The following is a 20,036-nucleotide window of genomic DNA, read 5'->3' as shown; positions in this document are numbered from 1 at the left end:
AGGAGACCTCTTTTTTTCTTGAAAAATATTGAAAAATCAAGTGTTTTCCTTCTTGAAAATTTGACAAATGACTTGAATAGGAGTAGAGTAATGGGGTAACAAAAAATAAAAGGAGAATTCGAAATGAATTTATCAATTTTGGCCCTAGGTTTGGCCGTTATGGGTGTAAGTATCGGTGAAGGTTTGTTGGTTTCTAGCTTCCTTCGTTCAGCTGCTCGTCAACCGGAGCTTTATAACAAGTTGCAAACAAGCATGTTGATGGGGATTGCCTTTATCGAGGGTACCTTCTTCGTCCTTCTTGCGATGGCTTTCATCTTGTAAGATTGCACTGATAGAATTGAGGTGAGAGACCCGTGGAATCACATTCACCATCAATTACAATCGGACCGATTGTTTTTGATTTAACCTTGTTGGCCATGTCTCTCTTGACGGTAGCGTTGGTATTTGGCTTTGTTTATTGGTTGAGTCGGGACTTAAATGTTCGTCCGAATCGTAAGCAAAGTGCCCTGGAAGCCCTGATTGATTTTGTTACTGGAGTGATTCAGAATAATCTTGGTGCTTCCAATGTAAAGGCCTACCTGCCCATTTTCTTTAGTCTTTTCCTATTCTTGTTTGTCGCTAACTCTATTGGTTTGGCTACAAAAATTGAAACGCTTCCACCTGAACACTTTAATTTGTGGACCTCACCAACAGCAAATCTAGTTTATGACTTGTGTTTGTCTTTCTTGGTAACCGTCTTTATTCAAGTGGAAGGAATTCGACGTCGTGGATTAAAGGGGTATTTGAAGGGGTTTGTAACACCTGTGGCAATGACTCCGATGAATATCCTAGAAGAAATCACAAATTTTCTTTCTTTAGGCCTTCGTTTGTATGGAAATATTTTTTCAGGTGAGGTAATTGTATCATTATTGACACAATTAATAGGAGCCTATTTGATTGCCTTTCCATTCGCATTTGGCCTCAATATGGCATGGACTGCCTTCTCTCTCTTTATTTCTGGGATGCAAGCCTTTGTCTTTACCATGTTGTCCTCAAGCTATCTAGGGAAGAAAATTGTAGATGAGGAAGAATAAGAAAGGAGATAGACTATGGAAATTACATTAGGACAGTTAATTGGTAACTTTATTCTAGTAACTGGCTCTTTTATAGCGGTCCTCCTACTTATTAAAAAATATGTTTGGAATCGTGTGGAAACAGTACTAGATGAACGCTCTGACAAGATTAGTTCGGATATTGATCAAGCGGAAGCGGCTAAACATCAGGCGGAAGCCTTGCTGCAAGAACGGCAGGAGCAGTTATCCGGTACAAAAGAAGAAGCAGCAGCTATCCTCGCTACTGCAAAAGAAAATGCTGAGCATCAAAAAAATCAACTGCTGGCTGAAACAAAGGACCAGGTACAGCGGTTGAAAGAAAATGCAGGTCAGGAGATTGCTCAGGAACGGGCAGAAGCACTTGCTGGAATCAAACAAGAAGTAGCAGATTTAACTGTGGATCTAACTTCTAAGATTTTAGGAAAAGAGTTGAATCAAGAAGCTCATTCAGAATTGATTGATCAGTACATTAAACAATTAGGAGAAAGCTAATGGACAAGAAAGAAATGATCTTGGTAGACAGCTATGCAAGTCCCTTTGTCCAATTAGTGATTGAAAAAAATCAAAGTCAAGAAGTTTTTCCTGTTATAGACCAACTTTTGGAACTCTTGCGAGAGACAGACCTTACAAATTTTTTAACAAATATCGCTGTTCCCAAAGTGCAGAAGGCTGAAATCTTCCATAAAATTTTGCCAACGGGTTCTGAATTACTGGATAACCTCCTCAGAGTTTTGATGCAAAATCAACGGGAGGAATTGCTTGAAGCTATTTTAAAAGAAAGTCTAAGCCGACTAGAAGTGGAGACCAATTCTTTTGAGGTTACCCTAGAGTCGGCCTATGCTTTATCAGAAGAACAAATCGGAAGATTGCTGCCGCTTGTTCAAGTAAAAATGGGACTTGGTGTACGAAAACTAAACCAAGTCATTAATCGTGATTTGATTGGTGGCTTTGTCATTACGGCTAATCATAAGCAAATGGATGTAAGTATTCGACGCCAATTGCAAACAATGAAAGAAAAAATGAAATAGAAAGTGGTGTGAGCGTTGGCGATTCAAGCACAAGAAATTAGCGCTTTAATTAAGCAACAAATCGACAATTTTCAACCAGATTTTGATGTGGCCGAAACAGGAGTTGTAACCTACATCGGTGACGGAATTGCACGCGCCCATGGTCTAAATCAGGCTATGAGCGGTGAGTTGCTCATCTTTGAAAATGGCTCCTATGGGATGGCTCAAAACCTGGAAACCAAGGATGTCGGAATCATCATTCTTGGTGAATTTACAGATATTCGTGAAGGGGACACCGTTCGTCGTACCGGAAAAATCATGGAAGTTCCAGTTGGAGAAGCCTTGATTGGACGTGTCGTAGATCCCTTGGGACGTCCAATTGATGGATTAGGCTCAATCGAAACGACCGGAACTCGTCCAGTAGAAGCACCGGCACCTGGAGTTATGGAACGTAAATCCGTGTCTGAGCCCCTTCAAACAGGCTTGAAGGCCATTGATGCTCTTGTTCCAATCGGGCGTGGTCAGCGGGAATTGGTCATTGGAGACCGTCAAACGGGTAAAACAACCATTGCCATCGATGCTATCTTGAACCAAAAGGGTCAAGATATGATCTGTATCTATGTAGCCATTGGACAAAAGGAATCAACGGTTCGTACACAAGTTGAAACCTTGCGGAAACATGGGGCACTGGATTATACAATTGTGGTATCTGCATCGGCTTCACAACCTTCCCCATTGCTTTTCTTGGCACCGTATGCCGGTGTTGCGATGGCTGAAGAGTTTATGTATCAAGGCAAACATGTGTTGATTGTTTATGATGACTTGTCAAAACAAGCTGTGGCTTACCGTGAACTCTCCCTCTTGCTTCGTCGTCCACCTGGACGTGAGGCCTTTCCTGGAGATGTCTTCTATCTCCATAGCCGTCTTTTGGAACGGTCTGCTAAGGTTTCAGATGAGCTTGGAGGTGGATCTATTACAGCCCTTCCATTTATCGAAACCCAAGCAGGAGATATCTCAGCCTATATTGCGACCAATGTGATTTCGATTACAGATGGTCAAATCTTCTTGGATGATTCCCTCTTTAACTCTGGGGTTCGTCCAGCTATCGATGCGGGTTCCTCAGTATCACGGGTCGGAGGTTCCGCGCAGATTAAGGCTATGAAAAAAGTTGCTGGTACGCTTCGGATTGACTTGGCAGCCTACCGTGAGCTGGAAGCCTTTACCAAATTTGGTAGTGACTTGGATGCAGCAACTCAGGCTCGATTGAATCGTGGTCGTCGGACGATCGAAGTCTTAAAACAACCGGTTCATAAGCCATTGCCTGTTGAAAAACAAGTCGTGATTCTCTATGCCTTGACGCATGGATTCTTGGATGATATCCCAGTGGATAAGATTATTCGATTCGAAGCCGAACTTTATGATTATTTCGATGCTAAACATCCTGAGATTTTTGAAGGTATCCGTATGACCAAGGACCTTCCAAAAGAAGAAGTGTTGGATGCAGCCATTCAAGAATTTAAGGATCACGCGAATTTCAAATAAGAAAGGGGTAAGAAATGGCCGTTTCTTTAAATGAAATTAAAACCAAAATCGCATCGACTAAAAATACGAGTCAAATTACCAATGCCATGCAAATGGTTTCGGCTGCAAAACTAGGAAAGTCCGAGCAAGCCGCTAAGGATTTCCAAGTTTATGCTAAGCGGGTTCGTCAGCTCCTCACGGATTTGTTGGATTCTGAATTAGTGTCGGGAAGTAGTAACCCAATGCTCCTCAGTCGTCCAGTTAAGAAGACCGGTTATATTGTGATTACTTCTGACCGTGGTTTGGTTGGAGGCTACAACTCAACTGTTCTTAAGGCAGTGATGGATTTAATTAAGGAATACCACGAAGATCCGGACTCTTATTCCATTATTTCCATTGGTGGAATGGGAACAGACTTCTTTAAAGCCCGTGGTATAGAACCGATCTATGAACTTCGTGGTTTGGCGGATCAGCCAAGTTTTGATGAGGTTCAAAAAATCATCAACAAGGCTGTGGGCATGTATCAAGCTGAATTGTTTGATGAATTGTACGTCTGCTACAATCATCACGTCAATTCCTTAACCAGTCAAATGCGGGTTGAGCAGATGTTGCCGATTGTTGATTTGGACCCAAATGAAGCTAAAACAGGTTATGCCAAGGAATTTGATTTAGAGCCTGGAAAAGAAGCACTTTTAAATCAACTGTTGCCACAATATGCAGAAAGTATGATTTATGGAGCTATTATTGATGCGAAAACGGCTGAAAATGCAGCGGGTATGACCGCCATGCAGACAGCAACAGATAATGCCAAAAAGGTTATTTCTGAATTAACCATTCAATACAATCGCGCGCGACAAGCAGCTATTACACAAGAAATTACAGAAATCGTTGCCGGGGCAAGTGCCTTAGAGTAACGATAGAAGAAAAGGAGAAAGACATGAGCACAGGTAAGATTGCTCAGGTAATTGGACCCGTTGTGGACGTAGTCTTTCCAACGGATGCACCATTACCAGAAATTAACAATGCCTTAGTAGTCTACAAGGATGGCGAACAGGCAGGGAAAATTGTCCTCGAAGTTGCTCTTGAGTTGGGCGATGGGGTTGTTCGCACTATCGCAATGGAATCAACAGATGGTTTAAAACGTGGTCAAGAAGTTCTGGATACAGGTCGACCAATTTCGGTTCCAGTCGGGAAAGAAACACTTGGACGGGTATTCAATGTGTTAGGAGAGACCATTGATTTGGACCAACCTATCGAGGATCAGATTGATCGTCAGCCTATCCATAAAAAAGCACCAAGCTTTGACGAATTGTCCACTTCTACTGAGATTTTGGAAACAGGAATCAAGGTTATTGATCTCTTGGCTCCCTATCTAAAAGGAGGGAAAGTTGGACTCTTTGGTGGTGCCGGTGTTGGTAAAACTGTTTTGATTCAAGAATTGATTCACAACATCGCTCAAGAACACGGAGGAATTTCCGTCTTTACAGGTGTTGGTGAGCGGACCCGTGAAGGAAATGACCTTTATTGGGAAATGAAGGAGTCTGGCGTTATTGAAAAAACAGCCATGGTATTTGGTCAGATGAATGAGCCACCTGGGGCACGGATGCGTGTTGCCCTAACAGGTTTGACAATTGCAGAATACTTCCGGGATGTAGAGGGGCAAGACGTATTGCTCTTCATTGATAATATCTTCCGCTTCACCCAAGCCGGTTCAGAGGTTTCTGCCCTTCTAGGACGGATGCCGTCTGCCGTAGGTTACCAACCAACCTTGGCGACTGAGATGGGACAATTGCAAGAACGGATTACGTCAACACAAAAAGGTTCTGTAACATCTATTCAAGCGATCTATGTTCCAGCAGATGACTACACCGATCCAGCCCCTGCAACGGCCTTCGCCCACTTGGACTCCACCACCAACTTGGAGCGTAAATTGGTGCAATTGGGAATTTACCCAGCGGTAGATCCATTGGCATCCAGTTCACGAGCCTTGGCACCAGAAATTGTCGGGCAAGAACACTACGAAGTAGCTTCTGAAGTGAAACGTGTACTTCAACGCTATAACGAGTTGCAAGATATCATTGCCATTCTTGGTATGGATGAGTTATCCGATGAAGAGAAGACTCTGGTTGCGCGGGCACGTCGTATTCAGTTCTTCCTTTCTCAAAACTTTAACGTTGCGGAACAATTTACAGGTCAACCAGGATCGTATGTGCCAGTTGCAGAAACTGTCCGTGGCTTTAAAGATATCCTAAATGGAAAATACGATCACCTTCCAGAAGATGCCTTCCGTGGTGTTGGTTCCATTGAAGATGTAATTGCTAAGGCAGAAAAAATGAACTTTTAGAGGTGACTTATGAGCCAGATGACTGTACAAATTGTAACTCCTCATGGAATGATCTATCAGCACCATGCTCAATTTGTCATGGCTCGAACCACCGAAGGGGAGCTTGGAATTCTTCCAGGTCATACCAATCTATTAGCCGTTTTGGCGGTGGATGAACTAAAGGTTCGCCGAGTTGATGATGAAGAACATGTTGATTGGGTAGCGGTTAATGGAGGAGTCATTGAAGTAGCTGACGATACGATTACGATTATTGCAGATTCTGCAGAACGTGAACGGGATATTGATGTCAGTCGAGCAGAAAGAGCTAAAAAACGGGCAGAAGCTGCTTTGGAACAAGCACTGTCTGAACATTCTATTGACCAAGAACAACGGGCACGAATTGCCTTGCAACGGGCCATTAACCGAATCAATGTGGGAAATAAATAATAGAGTCTTTTAGTTTACTTTTAGTACAAGGCAGCGAGTCGTAGACAGCTCAAAATCTCTGGGGGAGATTTTGAGCTTGCCGATACAACTTTCGAAGAAAGTTTCAAATAAGTATGGCAAGACAAGCTAACACAGTAATAAAAGATAAACTAAAAGAGGATAACAGAGAAACAAGGATCTTTTGAGTCCTTGTTTTTTCTTGTCCAGACTATGTTACAATGGAGTCATGAATATTCAAATTTTAGCTGTATGCAGTCATTTGCTTTTTATTTATGTGGTCCATCGTTTACTTGGAAATGTAGTGGCATGGGATAAATTTTTGAGAATTACGCCAGAAAATACACGCCAAGCCCAGTTGCTTCATCTTATTTTTAGTATTGCCCTCGGATTTTTAGTATCAACCTTTTTTCTCAGCCTCATACAATTTAGTCAAACTCTCCGTTCTTTAGTCGAGTAGACTTTTAGCATCTGCATCTAGAATGTGATAGAATAAAGTCAAAATGATTTTTTGGAGTAGAAATAATGGATCAAATTGTTATAAAAGGTGGAAATAATCGTTTAACCGGAACGGTAAAGATTGAGGGAGCCAAGAATGCTGTTTTACCACTACTGGCTGCAACAATTCTAGCGTCAGAAGGAAAAACAAAGCTAACCAATGTCCCAATCTTATCAGACGTCTTCACTATGAATCAAGTCATTTCAGGTTTGGATATTGATGTGGACTTTGATCAGGAACACAATCAAGTGACTGTGGATGCGGAGGGGACAATTTTAAGTGAGGCTCCCTACGAATATGTGAGCCAGATGCGGGCTTCCATTGTTGTTTTGGGGCCAATTTTGGCGCGCAATGGTTTTGCTAAGGTATCCATGCCTGGTGGTTGTACCATTGGTAGTCGGCCGATCGACTTGCATTTGAAGGGACTTGAAGCGATGGGAGCCCAAATCCATCAGGAAGCTGGATATATTGAGGCTACAGCAAGCAGACTTAAAGGTGCCAACATCTATCTGGACTTTCCAAGTGTAGGTGCGACACAAAATATTATGATGGCTGCTACCTTGGCTGAAGGGGTGACTACAATTGAAAATGCGGCTCGAGAGCCTGAGATTGTGGACCTAGCGTTGCTCCTAAATGCAATGGGGGCAGATGTACGCGGTGCTGGTACTGAGACCTTGGTCATTCACGGTGTGGAGGCCTTACACGGTGTGGATCATGCTGTGGTCCAAGACCGAATTGAAGCGGGAACCTTTATGGTGGCTGCAGCAATGACTGGTGGTGACGTCTTGATTGAAGATGCTATTTGGGAACACAATCGTCCTTTACTGGCTAAAATGCAAGAGATGGGGGTTGAAGTTACAGAGGAGGAAGGGGGCATTCGCATCCGTTCTTCTATCGAAAACTTAAAACCAGTGACTGTAAAAACCCAACCACACCCAGGTTTTCCAACGGATATGCAGGCGCAATTTACAGCCCTAATGGCGGTTGCAAAGGGAGAGTCCACCATGATTGAAACGGTCTTTGAAAATCGTTTCCAACACTTAGAAGAAATGCGTCGAATGAATCTGCATTCAGATATCCTTCGTGATACAGCCTTGATTACTGGAGGTCAAAAACTGCAAGGTGCAGAAGTGATGTCGACAGACTTACGGGCTAGTGCTGCTCTTATCCTAGCAGGTTTGGTGGCAGAAGGTGAGACCCGTGTTGGAAAACTAAGTCATTTAGATCGTGGTTATTACCAGTTTGATCGTAAGTTGGCCTCGCTAGGTGCCCAGGTCGAACGGATTGGAGGAGTTCATGGAGAGTAATTGGAGTCGTTTCCGTAAACAATGGTTGATGATTCTTGGTTTTCTCCTTCTAACTCTTCTTGTATTTGCAGTTGGATTAGTTTTTGGTTACTCTGTCTTGGGAGAAGGGAAGAACCCCCTCGAAATTTTATACCCAGCAACATGGTCGGAACTATTGGAGAAATTTAAGTAAGGATGAAAGATGGCTAAAAAGAAGCAAAAGCAGGCGGTCAGCACTCTAGGACTACTGGTTAGTTTGGTCCTAGCGGTGGCTAGTTATTATGTCACAGATCAATCCACAGGGCAAGCGCCTTCCAATCAAGAGACTCGCGTCAATAATAGTCAAGCTCCTAACCAAGAGTTAGCAGAATCTGTATTAACAGACTCTGTGCGTGCGCAAATTAAGGGAGACATGACCTGGACGGGGGCGGGATCTTTTGAAGTGAATAATAATCAGACCGATTTGAATGCAGACGTGGCTAGTCAACCCTATGCTACCAATCAGACGAAAGAAGTTGATGGCCAAGTCGTGCCAACACTTGCTAACGCTCTCTTAGCCAAGTCAACGCGACAATACAAGAGTCGCGAAGAAACTGGAAACGGTTCGACTTCTTGGACTCCTGCTGGCTGGCACCAACTACGCTTGAATGGAGAATACAACCATGCCGTAGATCGGGGGCATTTATTGGCCTACGCACTGGTAGGAGGTCTAAAAGGATTCGATGCGTCTACCAGTAATCCAGCAAATATTGCTGTCCAAACAGCCTGGGCCAATCAATCTAGCTCTGTTGACGGACGTGGTCAGAACTACTATGAAACCCAAGTTCGAAAAGCCCTGGATCAGAACAAACGCGTCCGCTATCGTGTAGAAGTGATATACAATAGTCAGTGGGACTTGGTTCCGTCGGGCTCACATCTAGAAGCAAAGTCTAGTGATGGAAGCCTAGAATTTAATGTCTTCATTCCTAATGTACAAGAGGGGATTCGTTTGGATTACCGGACAGGTCAGGTCTTTCTCGACCAGTAGAAATGGTCTTTAAAATTTGAGAATCTTTCTCTGACTGGCTTGTCAAAGGCGACGAATTTTGATAGACTTAGTTTAGAATTGAATACTTGTTCGTGGGACTAGTAGCTAAATGGAAGCTGAACAGGGAGGCAGATCGTGACTGAGAGTCTGCTCGGGGGAAGTTTGGTGAATTCACCCACTTGTGAACAACGCAAACGAGGTCCCCTTGGGGATAAAAGACGGATGGTACCGCGTGTCAACGCTCCGATTTTGAGAGCTTGCACGCGCTTTTTTTATGGAGGAAAAATGGAAGCAATTGAAGAAAAATTGTCCAAGCTAGTTTCAGAAACTCTGTCTAGTCTTGAAAGTATTAATACCGATTTGGACGAGGATTTGACACAACTGCGGGTCTCTGTATTGGGGAAAAAAGGTTCATTAACAGAGATCTTGAAAGGAATGAAAGATCTGTCAGCTGAGATGCGCCCCGTAATAGGAAAGCATGTCAACGAAGCGCGGGATGTCTTGAATCAGGCTTTTGATCAAGCAGCAAAAGATTTAGAAGCGGATCGTATCGCGAAGCAGTTAGAAGCTGAACGGATTGATGTTACCCTACCAGGACGTCAGGTCAAGCGAGGACACCGCCATGTCTTGACACAAGTCAGCCAAGAAATTGAAGATATCTTCCTAGGAATGGGTTACCAAATTGTAGATGGCTTCGAGGTAGAATCTGACCATTACAATTTTGAACGAATGAACCTTCCTAAGGATCACCCTGCACGAGATATGCAAGATACTTTCTACGTTACAGAGGAAGTTTTACTGCGAACTCATACTAGTCCTGTTCAAGCACGAACCATGGAAACCCATGATTTTAGTCAAGGTCCGTTAAAGATGATTTCTCCTGGACGTGTGTACCGTCGGGATACGGATGATGCTACCCACAGTCACCAGTTCCATCAGATCGAAGGTCTGGTTGTTGGTGAGGAGATTTCCATGGCTGACTTGAAGGGAACCTTGGAATTAATCCTACAAAAAATGTTTGGACAGGATCGAAAAATCCGCCTACGCCCTTCCTATTTCCCATTCACTGAACCATCAGTAGAAGTGGATGTATCTTGCTTCAAGTGTGGTGGACAAGGCTGCAATGTCTGCAAACAAACCGGTTGGATTGAAATTCTTGGAGCTGGTATGGTGCATCCGAGCGTCCTCGAAATGAGTGGCATTGACCCAAGTCGCTATTCTGGTTTTGCCTTTGGTTTGGGACAAGAGCGTATCGCTATGTTGCGATACGGAATCAATGATATTCGTGGTTTCTATCTAGGCGACCAGCGCTTCTCAGAGCAGTTCAAGTAAGGAGTATGAAGTGTTAGTAAGTTATAAGTGGTTAAAAGAATTAGTTGAGTTGGATGCTCCGGTAGCTGAGCTAGCCGAAAAAATGTCTACGACAGGTATCGAGGTTGAGGGAGTTGCTTCGCCAGCAGATGGCTTGTCCAAAATTGTTGTCGGTCATGTTCTAACGGAAGAGGCTGTACCAGATACGCATCTACATCTCTGTCAAGTGGACACGGGCGATGAAGCACCGCGTCAAATTGTTTGTGGTGCACCGAATATAGCTGCTGGTCAAAAGGTTATTGTAGCCTTACCAGGAGCTCGCATCGCTGACAACTATAAAATTAAAAAAGGTAAAATCCGTGGGATGGAATCCTTGGGGATGATTTGTTCCCTTGAAGAGCTAGGCTTACCAGAGTCCATTATTCCGAAGGAATATACGGATGGGATTCAGGTCCTTCCGGAGGATGCTGTGCCTGGGGATTCAGTCTTTCCATATTTGGATATGGATGATCACATCATTGAATTGTCCATTACCCCGAATCGAGCAGATGCACTTTCCATGCGAGGAGTAGCCTATGAAGTTGCGGCTATTTACGATAGCAACTTGACCTTAAAGCCGGTTGTCTTAGAAGAAAATTCTAAATCTGCCTCTGAATTGTTAGAAGTAGCGATTGAATCCGATAAAGCGTCAACTTACCAAGCGCGTGTGTTGGAGAAGGTTCAAGTGGGACCTAGTCCTCAATGGTTGCAAAACCGCTTAATGAACGCTGGCATCAGACCGATTAATAACGTTGTCGACGTGACCAACTTGGTCTTGTTAGAATATGGTCAACCGCTTCACGCTTTTGACTTGGATACCTTCAAGGATTCTAAAATTGTGGTGCGTGAGGCTCGTGCAGGAGAAAAATTCCGTACCTTGGATGGTGTGGATCGCAACCTAGAAGCGACTGATTTGGTGATCACAGTTGCGGACGAACCTGTTGCTCTAGCAGGCGTTATGGGGGGAGAAGCTACAGAGATTCGTGATCAATCTACTCGAGTTGTGTTGGAAGCCGCTGTTTTTGATGGAACTTCTATCCGTAAGACAAGTGGACGTTTGAACTTACGTAGTGAGGCATCTGCCCGTTTTGAAAAAGGGATTAACGTTGAGACGGTTTCGGAGGCTTTGGATTATGCAGCCAGTCTCTTGGTCGAACTTGCTGGAGCTGAAGTCTTAGCAGGACGTGTGGAAGCTGGGCAGGTTGATGCTGAGCCGGTAACGGTTGCGACTGATCTAACTTCTGTGAATCGTGTCCTGGGAACAGATTTGGATTTCGCAGCGATTGAGGATATTTTCCGTCGCTTAGATTTTGGTCTGAGTGGAGATGCGACAGCCTTTCAAGTTTCGGTGCCAAAACGTCGCTGGGATATTACCATTCCTGCCGATTTGAATGAAGAAATTGCTCGAATCTATGGCTATGACCGGCTTCCGTCATCCCTCCCTGGAGGTCAAGGAACTGCAGGTGAATTGACCAAAATGCAAGCTCTGCGCCGCAAGGTTCAAGATACCATGGAAGGTGTTGGTTTAACAGAAGTCATCACCTATACCTTAACGACACCAGAAAAAGCCCAATTATTTAGGAAAAATCAATCTTCACTGATTGAATTGATGTGGCCCATGAGTGTCGAGCGCAGTGTTCTTCGTCAAAGCATGGTTTCCAGTCTGTTAGAAACTCTTCACTATAATCAGGCGCGTCGTCAGTCAAACCTAGCGCTTTATGAGATTGGTAAGATTTTCAAACATGTTGAAGAAAAGCAACTGCCACAGGAAGATACTGTCTTAGCCTTGGCTTTAACTGGTTCGTTAACAGAAAAAGATTTTCAAACACAGGCCCAGGCAGTTGATTTCTTTACGGTTAAGGGTATGTTAGAAGTGCTCTTTGATCGTTTGGGCTTAGAGGTCACCTATCAGGCCATTGGTGATCTTCCAGGTAGTCATCCTGTACGAACTGCCCTGCTTGTGGTCGGGGATCAGACTATTGGTTTCCTTGGTCAAGTCCATCCTGCTCTAGCCAAGGACTACGATTTATCAGAAGTCTATGTTGCAGAAGTTAATTTGTCGTTGATTGAAGGATTATTGCCTGAACAAGCTGTCTTCCAGGATATCAGTAAATTCCCTTCCGTAACACGGGACATTGCCCTTTTGGTTCATGAAGATGTTCAGCATCAAGCGATTCTCGATGTCCTTTCATCTTTAAACTTGAAACGATTGAAAGGAATCCATCTCTTCGATGTCTATCAAGGACTTCCATTGAGTGAGGATCAGAAATCCATGGCCTATAGTTTAACCTTCCAAAATTCAGAAGCTACCTTGGAAGATGAGGAAGTTGTGCGCTATATGGATAAAATTCAAAAGGCCTTGGAGTCAGAACTTGGAGCTGAAATTCGTTAATCGAAAAAATATGTTTTATTTGGTGGTTTTTTGGGCAATTTTAATGGAACCTTTCGCGCTTTATGGTATAGTGAGAAAGGGGAACCAAAAGGTTGGAAAGCCACCCCCAAATTTAATTAAAGGAAAAAACTATGAGCTTTGGTAAAAAACTACTGAGCATCTCTATTTTAGGGATGACAGCTCTGTCCCTATCAGCCTGTGCAGCATGGATTGATAAGGGCGAATCCATTACAGCTGTGGGCTCTACAGCCTTGCAACCCTTGGTTGAAGCTGCATCCGATGAATTTTCTGCCCAACATTTAGGAAAAACCATCAATGTTCAAGGTGGTGGGTCTGGTACAGGTCTTTCTCAGGTGCAATCTGGTGCTGTTCAAATTGGGAATAGCGACGTGTTTGCAGAAGAGAAGGACGGAATTGAGGCGGATAAGTTAACCGATCACCAAGTTGCGGTTGCGGGTTTGGCTGTCATTGCCAACAAGGAAGTCAGCCTTGACAATCTAACGCTGGATCAGTTACGAGACGTCTTTGCCGGTAAGATTAAAAACTGGAAAGAAGTTGGTGGTCCAGACTTGGAAGTGACGATTATCAACCGAGCGGTTGGTTCTGGTTCTCGTTCTACCTTTGATAAGGTGGTTATGGATGGGATCACTGCTAAGAAGAGTCAGGAACAAGATTCCAATGGGATGGTGAAATCCATTGTTTCCCAAACACCAGGAGCGATTTCGTATCTTGCCTTTTCTTATGTGGATGACTCCGTGAAACAATTAAAACTGGACGGAGCTGCAGCAACTGCGGAGAATGTTGCTACCAATAAGTGGCCAATCTGGTCCTATGAACACATGTATACCAAGAAAGACAAGGATGAATTGACTCAGGAATTTTTGGACTATATGGTGTCAGAAGAAGTTCAAGAAGGTATCGTCAAGAGCATGGGTTACATCCCAATTGATGATATGGAAGTCGAGAAAGATGCTGACGGTAATGTCACTGCCAAGTCGACTAGCCAAAATAGCAAGGGAGAAGAGAAGTGAAATCATCTGAATTAGAAAAGAAACTACTATCCCCTTCCAAGAATTCCAAGTTAGAAAAATTTGGGAAGACCATTACCTTTATGTGTCTATCTCTAATCGTCTTGGTAGTGGCTATGATTTTGATTTTTGTTGCTCAGAAAGGGTTGTCAACCTTCTTTGTGGATGGAATTAATCCCATTTCCTTCTTAACGGGGACTGAATGGCAGCCAAGTGTCAAGGATGCCAATGGTCAGCCTTACATGGGAGCTCTTCCAATGATTACGGGTTCCTTTATTGTAACGATTTTATCCGCTTTGCTTGCAACTCCGTTTGCAATCGGAGCAGCCATCTTTATGACGGAGATTTCTCCAAAGTACGGAGCTAAAATCCTTCAGCCAGCAATTGAATTGTTGGTCGGAATCCCATCTGTTGTGTATGGTTTCATTGGTTTGCAGGTGGTTGTACCATTTGTTCGAAGCATTGCTGGTGGTACAGGATTCGGGATTTTATCTGGGGTCTTTGTCCTATTCGTTATGATTCTGCCAACTGTGACCTTCATGACTGTCGATAGTTTGAAGGCTGTTCCACGCCACTATAAAGAGGCTAGCTTGGCGATGGGGGCGACTCGTTGGCAAACAATCTGGCGGGTGGTTTTGAATGCAGCTCGTCCAGGGATTTTTACAGCGGTTGTCTTTGGAATGGCGCGGGCCTTTGGTGAGGCTTTGGCGATTCAGATGGTTGTCGGAAACTCTGCTGTCATGCCCACCTCACTCACAACACCAGCTTCAACCTTGACTTCGGTCTTGACCATGGGAATCGGAAATACCATTATGGGTACAGTTCAAAATAATGTTCTTTGGTCCTTGGCTTTGGTGCTCCTCATGATGAGTTTGGCCTTTAACTCGGTCATCAAATTAATTACTAGGGAAGGAAAGAGAAACTATGAACGCTAAGAAAATGAATAAATTGGCGACAGCTATTCTCTATACCATTGCAGGAATAATCGTTGCCATTCTCACCTCCCTTCTTCTATTTATTTTAGTTCGGGGCTTACCACACGTTAACTGGCACTTCCTAACTGGTCGCTCGTCTTCTTATGAAGCGGGTGGTGGGATTGGGATCCAACTTTTTAACTCGTTTTTCTTGTTAGTCATTACTCTGCTCATTTCTCTTCCTCTATCTACGGGAGCAGGCATTTACTTGTCAGAGTATGCTAAGAAGGGACCTGTTACCAACTTTATTCGGACCTGTATTGAGATCCTTTCCTCCCTACCATCTGTGGTTGTCGGTCTCTTTGGTTATTTGATTTTTGTTATCCAATTCCAATACGGGTTTTCCATCATTTCTGGTGCTCTGGCCTTGACGGTTTTCAACTTGCCTATGATGACACGAAACGTAGAAGACAGTCTTCGGACGGTTCACCACACCCAACGGGAAGCAGGTTTGGCTCTTGGTTTATCCCGATGGGAAACGGTGGTTCACGTGGTTATTCCAGAAGCTCTTCCAGGTATTGTTACGGGTATTGTCTTGGCTTCAGGTCGTATCTTTGGTGAAGCGGCAGCTCTAATTTATACTGCCGGGCAATCAGCTCCAGCGCTTGATTGGTCAAATTGGAACATCTTAGATGTTACCAGCCCGATTTCCATTTTCCGTCAAGCAGAAACCTTGGCCGTTCACATCTGGAAGGTAAACAGCGAGGGAACTATTCCTGATGCCATGCAAGTTTCTGCTGGTAGTGCTGCCGTCCTTTTAATCTTTATCTTGATTTTCAACCTTGGTGCGCGTTACCTCGGTAAAAAACTTCATCAGAAGATGACATCCGCTTCCTAAGGAGGTTTAAGGAAAAATGACAACGTATAATTGGGATGAAAAACACATTATTCGCTTCCCAGAAGAAAAAGTTGCCCTAGAGACCAAGGACCTTCATGTCTATTATGGGCAAAATGAATCCATCAAGGGCATTGATATGCAGTTTGAGAAAAACAAAATCACGGCTCTCATTGGACCGTCTGGCTCAGGAAAATCAACCTACTTGCGAAGTTTGAATCGGATGAACGATACTATTGATATTGCTCGGGTGACTGGGGAAATTCTCTATGAGGGAGTCGACGTCAATCGACCAGATATCAATGTTTATGAAATGCGCAAGCATATCGGGATGGTTTTTCAACGGCCTAATCCATTTGCCAAATCAATTTATCGAAACATTACCTTTGCCCACGAGCGGGCAGGGGTAAAAGACAAGAGAGTCTTAGATGAAATTGTAGAGACTTCACTCAGACAAGCCGCTCTGTGGGATCAAGTGAAGGACGATCTTCATAAATCTGCCTTCACCTTGTCTGGTGGACAACAACAACGGCTTTGTATTGCTCGAGCTATCTCCGTTAAGCCGGATATTCTTTTGATGGATGAGCCAGCGTCTGCCTTGGATCCAATTGCGACCATGCAGCTGGAAGAGACGATGTTGGAGTTGAAGAAGAACTACACTATTATCATTGTCACTCACAATATGCAACAAGCTGCACGGGCTAGTGATTATACCGCCTTCTTCTATTTGGGCGATTTAATCGAGTACGATGAGACTGGGAAAATCTTCCAAAATGCCCAGCTACAATCTACAAGTGATTATGTATCAGGACGTTTTGGTTAGGAGGAAGTCATGACAGAACCTATTTTAAGTGTGAAAGACTTATCCGTTTACTATGGTAAAAAGAAAGCCCTCAACAGTGTTTCATTAGACTTTTACCCTAATGAAATTACTGCTCTCATTGGACCATCGGGATCTGGAAAATCGACTCTTTTACGGTCTATCAACCGGATGAATGACCTAAATCCTGAAGCCAGTTTGACAGGTTCTATCGTTTACGATGGACATGAGGTCTACAGTCCTCGGCGGGATACAGTAGAGTTGCGTAAGGAAATCGGAATGGTCTTCCAACAACCGAATCCCTTCCCGATGACCATTTATGAGAATGTCGTTTATGGTCTTCGGATTAAAGGGATTAAGGACAAAGAAGTCTTGGATGAAGCTGTGGAATCATCTCTGAAAGGGGCTTCTATCTGGGACGAGGTCAAAGATCGTTTGCACGATTCTGCGCTTGGTTTATCTGGTGGACAACAACAGCGGGTCTGTGTGGCTCGGGTCTTGGCAACCAGTCCAAAAATTATTTTGTTGGATGAACCTACATCTGCCCTGGATCCAATTTCTTCCGGAAAAATTGAAGAGACTCTCTTTGGTTTGAAGGATCAGTATACTTTGCTTTTGGTTACTCGGTCTATGCAACAGGCATCTCGGATTTCTGATCGAACTGCCTTCTTCCTTGATGGCAATTGTCTGGAATATAGTTCAACTAAAGACATGTTCCTCAACCCGCAACACAAGGAGACGGAAGATTACATTACAGGTAAATTTGGATAGGAGTTCATATGTTACGTACACAATTTGAAAATGAATTAGAAAAACTACACAATCAGTTTTATGCGATGGGAACCGAAGTTCTATCTCAGATTAACCGGACTGTGCGTGCCTTCGTCACTCACGACCGTGAATTGGCTCGTGCCGTCATTGAAGATGACGCAGACGTCAATAAGTATGAAATTAAGTTAGAAGAAAAATCACTGGAGATTATCGCTCTCCAACAACCTGTTTCACAAGATTTGCGGACAGTTATTACGATTCTAAAAGCATCCAGTGATATTGAGCGTATGGGAGATCACGCGGTATCCATCGCTCAAGCAACGATTCGTGTAAAAGGCGAAGTTCGGATTGAAGCTGTTGAGCAAGAAATCAACAAAATGGGGAAAAAAGTCAAGGAATTTGTAGAAGCGACTTTAGACCTTTATCTCAAAGGAGATGTTGACTCCGCTTATAAGGTTGCGGCGATGGATGAAGAAGTAAATGATTATTTCAAAAAAATCCAAGAATTGGCAACAGAAGAAATCAAACACAATCCAGAAGCCATTGTGGCAGGTCGGGATTATTTCCAAGTGATTAGCTACCTTGAACGAATTGGTGACTATGCTAAAAACGTTTGTGAGTGGGTTGTTTACTTGGAAACAGGTGAAATTGTTGAATTATAATCTTCACTGAAAATCAAAACGAACCTGATAAGGTAGTGTTTGACTTTTGAGGAGTATAAGACGAAAGCTAGGAAGGTGATGATTCCTAGCTTTTTCGTTTGCAAAAAGCAAGAGCAATGGTACAATTTTAGTATGAGTACAGAATTAATTGAGAATAAATTGGCGCTGCTACCGACAAGTCCTGGTTGTTACCTTCATAAGAATCAACAGGGAACCATTATCTATGTCGGTAAAGCCAAGAATTTACGAAATCGTGTTCGTTCTTATTTTCGAGGGAGTCATGACACGAAGACGGAGGCCCTCATTTCTGAAATTGCTGATTTTGAATTTATTGTTACGGAATCCAATATCGAAGCCCTCCTTCTTGAAATCAATCTGATCAAAGAAAATCGTCCTAAGTACAATATCATGCTCAAGGATGATAAGTCCTATCCGTTTATAAAAATTACAAATGACTATTATCCTCGCCTGATTACCACTCGGCAGGTTAAAAAAGATGGAGCCATGTATTTTGGGCCCTATCCAGATGTGGGAGCGGCTAATGAAATAAAGAAACTCCTGGATCGCATTTTTCCCTTTAAAAAATGTAGTAATCCAGCTGATAAGGTTTGCTTTTATTACCATCTCCACCAGTGTGATGCCCATACTGTAACAGGTTATGACCATCAGCATTTTATGGACATGGCCCAAGAAGTGTCAGACTTTTTAAAGGGGCAGGATGATAAAATTTTGAATGAGCTAAAAGACAAAATGGAGCTTGCGGCTCAAGATTTGGAATTTGAGCGGGCTGCTGAGTATCGAGATCTCTTACAAGCGATTGCTACCTTGCGGACTAAACAACGGGTGATGGCCAAAGATTTGCAAAATAGGGATGTCTTTGGTTATGCTGTTCACCAAGGCTGGATGTGTGTACAAGTCTTTTTTGTTCGCCAAGGCAAGCTTATTGAAAGGGATGTCAGCCTTTTTCCTTATTACAATGATGCTGAAGAGGATTTCTTGACGTATTTAGGACAGTTTTATCAGGAGGCGAATCATCTGATTCCGAATGAAATCCTGCTGCCCATCGATGTGGATTTGGAATCTGCTCAAGCCTTGGTCGACACCAAAATTCGCCAACCTCAAAGGGGAGAAAAGAAACAGCTGGTCAGTCTCGCAAGCAAAAATGCGCGAGTCTCGCTCCAGCAAAAATTTGATCTACTGGAAAAGAATTTTGAGAAAACCCAAGGGGCTGTCGAAAATCTGGGGCGCGAATTGGGGATTTCAACCCCTTACCGCATTGAAGCCTTTGATAACTCCAATATTATGGGGACAAGTCCGGTCTCTGCCATGGTGGTTTTTGTCAATGGAGTGGCCAGTAAAAAGGATTACCGTAAATACAAGATTAAAACGGTTAAGGGCCCGGACGATTATGCTAGTATGCGAGAAGTGCTCAGGAGACGGTATAGTCGGGTGATTCGTGAAAACCTTCCACAACCGGATTTGATCATCATGGATGGAGGGCAAGGTCAGGTATCGGTGGCAAAAGAAGTGGTCCACGGTGAGTTGGGGCTCTCTATCCCGATTGCGGGATTAAAGAAAAATGACCGCCATCAAACTCATGAACTACTTTTTGGGGACCCGCTAGAAATTGTGGAGCTTGGACGGCAGTCACAAGAATTTTTCCTCTTACACCGCATTCAGGATGAGGTTCATCGTTTTGCCATCACCTTTCATCGCCAAGTTCGGAGTAAAAATTCTTTCTCATCTAGACTGGATGGTATAGAAGGTCTGGGGCCAAAACGGAAGCAAGCTCTTTTGAAACATTTTAAAAGTATTCCCAAAATTCAGGCAGCTAGTCTGGAGGAAATTCAGTCTCTTGGAATCCCTCAAGCCGTTGCCCAACGCGTTAAGGAGAGATTAGCGGATAAGGAAGAGGGAAAAGAAGGCTAAACTTTCAAAAGTCCATCATTCATCCTGGAAGGATCCCCATAGTTTTGAAAGAAGTGGTAGAATAGAAAGCAAAGGAG

Annotated in this window: 21 protein-coding genes; all 21 read left to right on the top strand. The window is 43.6% G+C overall.

The features are described from left to right. Positions 1–123 precede the first annotated feature (123 nt). The 21 genes from I2503_RS01375 to uvrC all read left to right on the top strand — a co-directional run bounded on the left by I2503_RS01375 (position 124) and on the right by uvrC (position 19,959). Entirely contained in the window at positions 124–321 is a 198-nt protein-coding gene (locus I2503_RS01375) for a F0F1 ATP synthase subunit C (protein WP_160332693.1), read from the top strand. 32 nt (positions 322–353) lie between these two features. Beyond that, positions 354–1,073, top strand: a complete 720-nt coding sequence (atpB, locus tag I2503_RS01370) for a F0F1 ATP synthase subunit A (RefSeq protein WP_196090796.1) — start codon at positions 354–356, stop codon at positions 1,071–1,073. A gap of 15 nt (positions 1,074–1,088) precedes the next feature. Next, entirely contained in the window at positions 1,089–1,583 is a 495-nt protein-coding gene (gene atpF / locus I2503_RS01365) for a F0F1 ATP synthase subunit B (RefSeq protein ID WP_196090797.1), read from the top strand. Further along, on the top strand, positions 1,583–2,119 hold the full coding sequence (locus I2503_RS01360) for a F0F1 ATP synthase subunit delta (RefSeq protein WP_196090798.1): 537 nt from the start codon (positions 1,583–1,585) through the stop codon (positions 2,117–2,119). The genes atpF and I2503_RS01360 overlap by 1 nt, the downstream gene beginning before the upstream one ends. Positions 2,120–2,134: 15 nt before the next feature. Then, on the top strand, positions 2,135–3,640 hold the full coding sequence (gene atpA / locus I2503_RS01355; RefSeq protein ID WP_196090799.1) for a F0F1 ATP synthase subunit alpha: 1,506 nt from the start codon (positions 2,135–2,137) through the stop codon (positions 3,638–3,640). Positions 3,641–3,654: 14 nt separating this feature from the next. Beyond that, positions 3,655–4,533 (top strand): F0F1 ATP synthase subunit gamma, encoded by an 879-nt coding sequence (locus tag I2503_RS01350; protein WP_196966786.1) that lies wholly within the window; start codon positions 3,655–3,657, stop codon positions 4,531–4,533. A gap of 23 nt (positions 4,534–4,556) precedes the next feature. Then, positions 4,557–5,963 (top strand): F0F1 ATP synthase subunit beta, encoded by a 1,407-nt coding sequence (gene atpD / locus I2503_RS01345; RefSeq protein WP_196090801.1) that lies wholly within the window; start codon positions 4,557–4,559, stop codon positions 5,961–5,963. Between the two features lie 9 nt (positions 5,964–5,972). Then, positions 5,973–6,389 (top strand): F0F1 ATP synthase subunit epsilon, encoded by a 417-nt coding sequence (locus I2503_RS01340; protein ID WP_196090802.1) that lies wholly within the window; start codon positions 5,973–5,975, stop codon positions 6,387–6,389. 226 nt (positions 6,390–6,615) lie between these two features. Further along, positions 6,616–6,846 carry a DUF1146 family protein gene (locus I2503_RS01335; protein ID WP_196090803.1) on the top strand — a complete coding sequence of 77 codons (231 nt, stop codon included), beginning with the start codon at positions 6,616–6,618 and terminating at the stop codon, positions 6,844–6,846. 65 nt (positions 6,847–6,911) lie between these two features. Then, positions 6,912–8,192 (top strand): UDP-N-acetylglucosamine 1-carboxyvinyltransferase, encoded by a 1,281-nt coding sequence (gene murA, locus I2503_RS01330; RefSeq protein ID WP_196090804.1) that lies wholly within the window; start codon positions 6,912–6,914, stop codon positions 8,190–8,192. Continuing rightward, entirely contained in the window at positions 8,182–8,364 is a 183-nt protein-coding gene (locus tag I2503_RS01325; protein WP_196090805.1) for a DNA-directed RNA polymerase subunit beta, read from the top strand. Before murA ends, I2503_RS01325 begins: the two co-directional genes overlap by 11 nt. A gap of 9 nt (positions 8,365–8,373) precedes the next feature. Continuing rightward, complete coding sequence (locus tag I2503_RS01320) at positions 8,374–9,198, top strand: DNA/RNA non-specific endonuclease (RefSeq protein WP_196090806.1); 825 nt, start codon at positions 8,374–8,376, stop codon at positions 9,196–9,198. A 285-nt stretch (positions 9,199–9,483) separates the two neighbouring features. Further along, entirely contained in the window at positions 9,484–10,530 is a 1,047-nt protein-coding gene (gene pheS, locus I2503_RS01315; RefSeq protein WP_196090807.1) for a phenylalanine--tRNA ligase subunit alpha, read from the top strand. Positions 10,531–10,540: 10 nt separating this feature from the next. Further along, on the top strand, positions 10,541–12,940 hold the full coding sequence (pheT, locus tag I2503_RS01310) for a phenylalanine--tRNA ligase subunit beta (RefSeq protein ID WP_196090808.1): 2,400 nt from the start codon (positions 10,541–10,543) through the stop codon (positions 12,938–12,940). A 131-nt stretch (positions 12,941–13,071) separates the two neighbouring features. After that, complete coding sequence (locus tag I2503_RS01305; RefSeq protein ID WP_196966785.1) at positions 13,072–13,971, top strand: phosphate ABC transporter substrate-binding protein PstS family protein; 900 nt, start codon at positions 13,072–13,074, stop codon at positions 13,969–13,971. Beyond that, positions 13,968–14,903: a phosphate ABC transporter permease subunit PstC gene (gene pstC, locus I2503_RS01300; protein ID WP_196090810.1), complete on the top strand. Its 936-nt coding sequence runs from the start codon at positions 13,968–13,970 to the stop codon at positions 14,901–14,903. The genes I2503_RS01305 and pstC overlap by 4 nt, the downstream gene beginning before the upstream one ends. Further along, positions 14,893–15,780: a phosphate ABC transporter permease PstA gene (pstA, locus tag I2503_RS01295; RefSeq protein WP_196090811.1), complete on the top strand. Its 888-nt coding sequence runs from the start codon at positions 14,893–14,895 to the stop codon at positions 15,778–15,780. Before pstC ends, pstA begins: the two co-directional genes overlap by 11 nt. 16 nt (positions 15,781–15,796) lie before the next feature. Further along, positions 15,797–16,600: a phosphate ABC transporter ATP-binding protein PstB gene (gene pstB, locus I2503_RS01290; protein WP_196090812.1), complete on the top strand. Its 804-nt coding sequence runs from the start codon at positions 15,797–15,799 to the stop codon at positions 16,598–16,600. Between the two features lie 9 nt (positions 16,601–16,609). Beyond that, the gene (pstB, locus tag I2503_RS01285; RefSeq protein WP_196090813.1) at positions 16,610–17,368 is read left to right on the top strand and encodes a phosphate ABC transporter ATP-binding protein PstB; all 759 of its coding nucleotides are present in this window, start codon (positions 16,610–16,612) and stop codon (positions 17,366–17,368) included. 8 nt (positions 17,369–17,376) lie between these two features. Further along, the gene (gene phoU, locus I2503_RS01280) at positions 17,377–18,030 is read left to right on the top strand and encodes a phosphate signaling complex protein PhoU (RefSeq protein WP_196090814.1); all 654 of its coding nucleotides are present in this window, start codon (positions 17,377–17,379) and stop codon (positions 18,028–18,030) included. Between the two features lie 132 nt (positions 18,031–18,162). Beyond that, the gene (gene uvrC, locus I2503_RS01275) at positions 18,163–19,959 is read left to right on the top strand and encodes an excinuclease ABC subunit UvrC (protein WP_196090815.1); all 1,797 of its coding nucleotides are present in this window, start codon (positions 18,163–18,165) and stop codon (positions 19,957–19,959) included. The last annotated feature ends 77 nt before the right edge of the window (positions 19,960–20,036 follow it).

Origin of the sequence: Streptococcus sp. NLN64 (genome assembly GCF_015831295.1) — a bacterium.
Lineage (GTDB): Bacteria > Bacillota > Bacilli > Lactobacillales > Streptococcaceae > Streptococcus.
The sequence above is the reverse complement of the archived record's forward strand: the minus strand, read 5'-3'. Positions and strand labels throughout refer to the sequence as shown.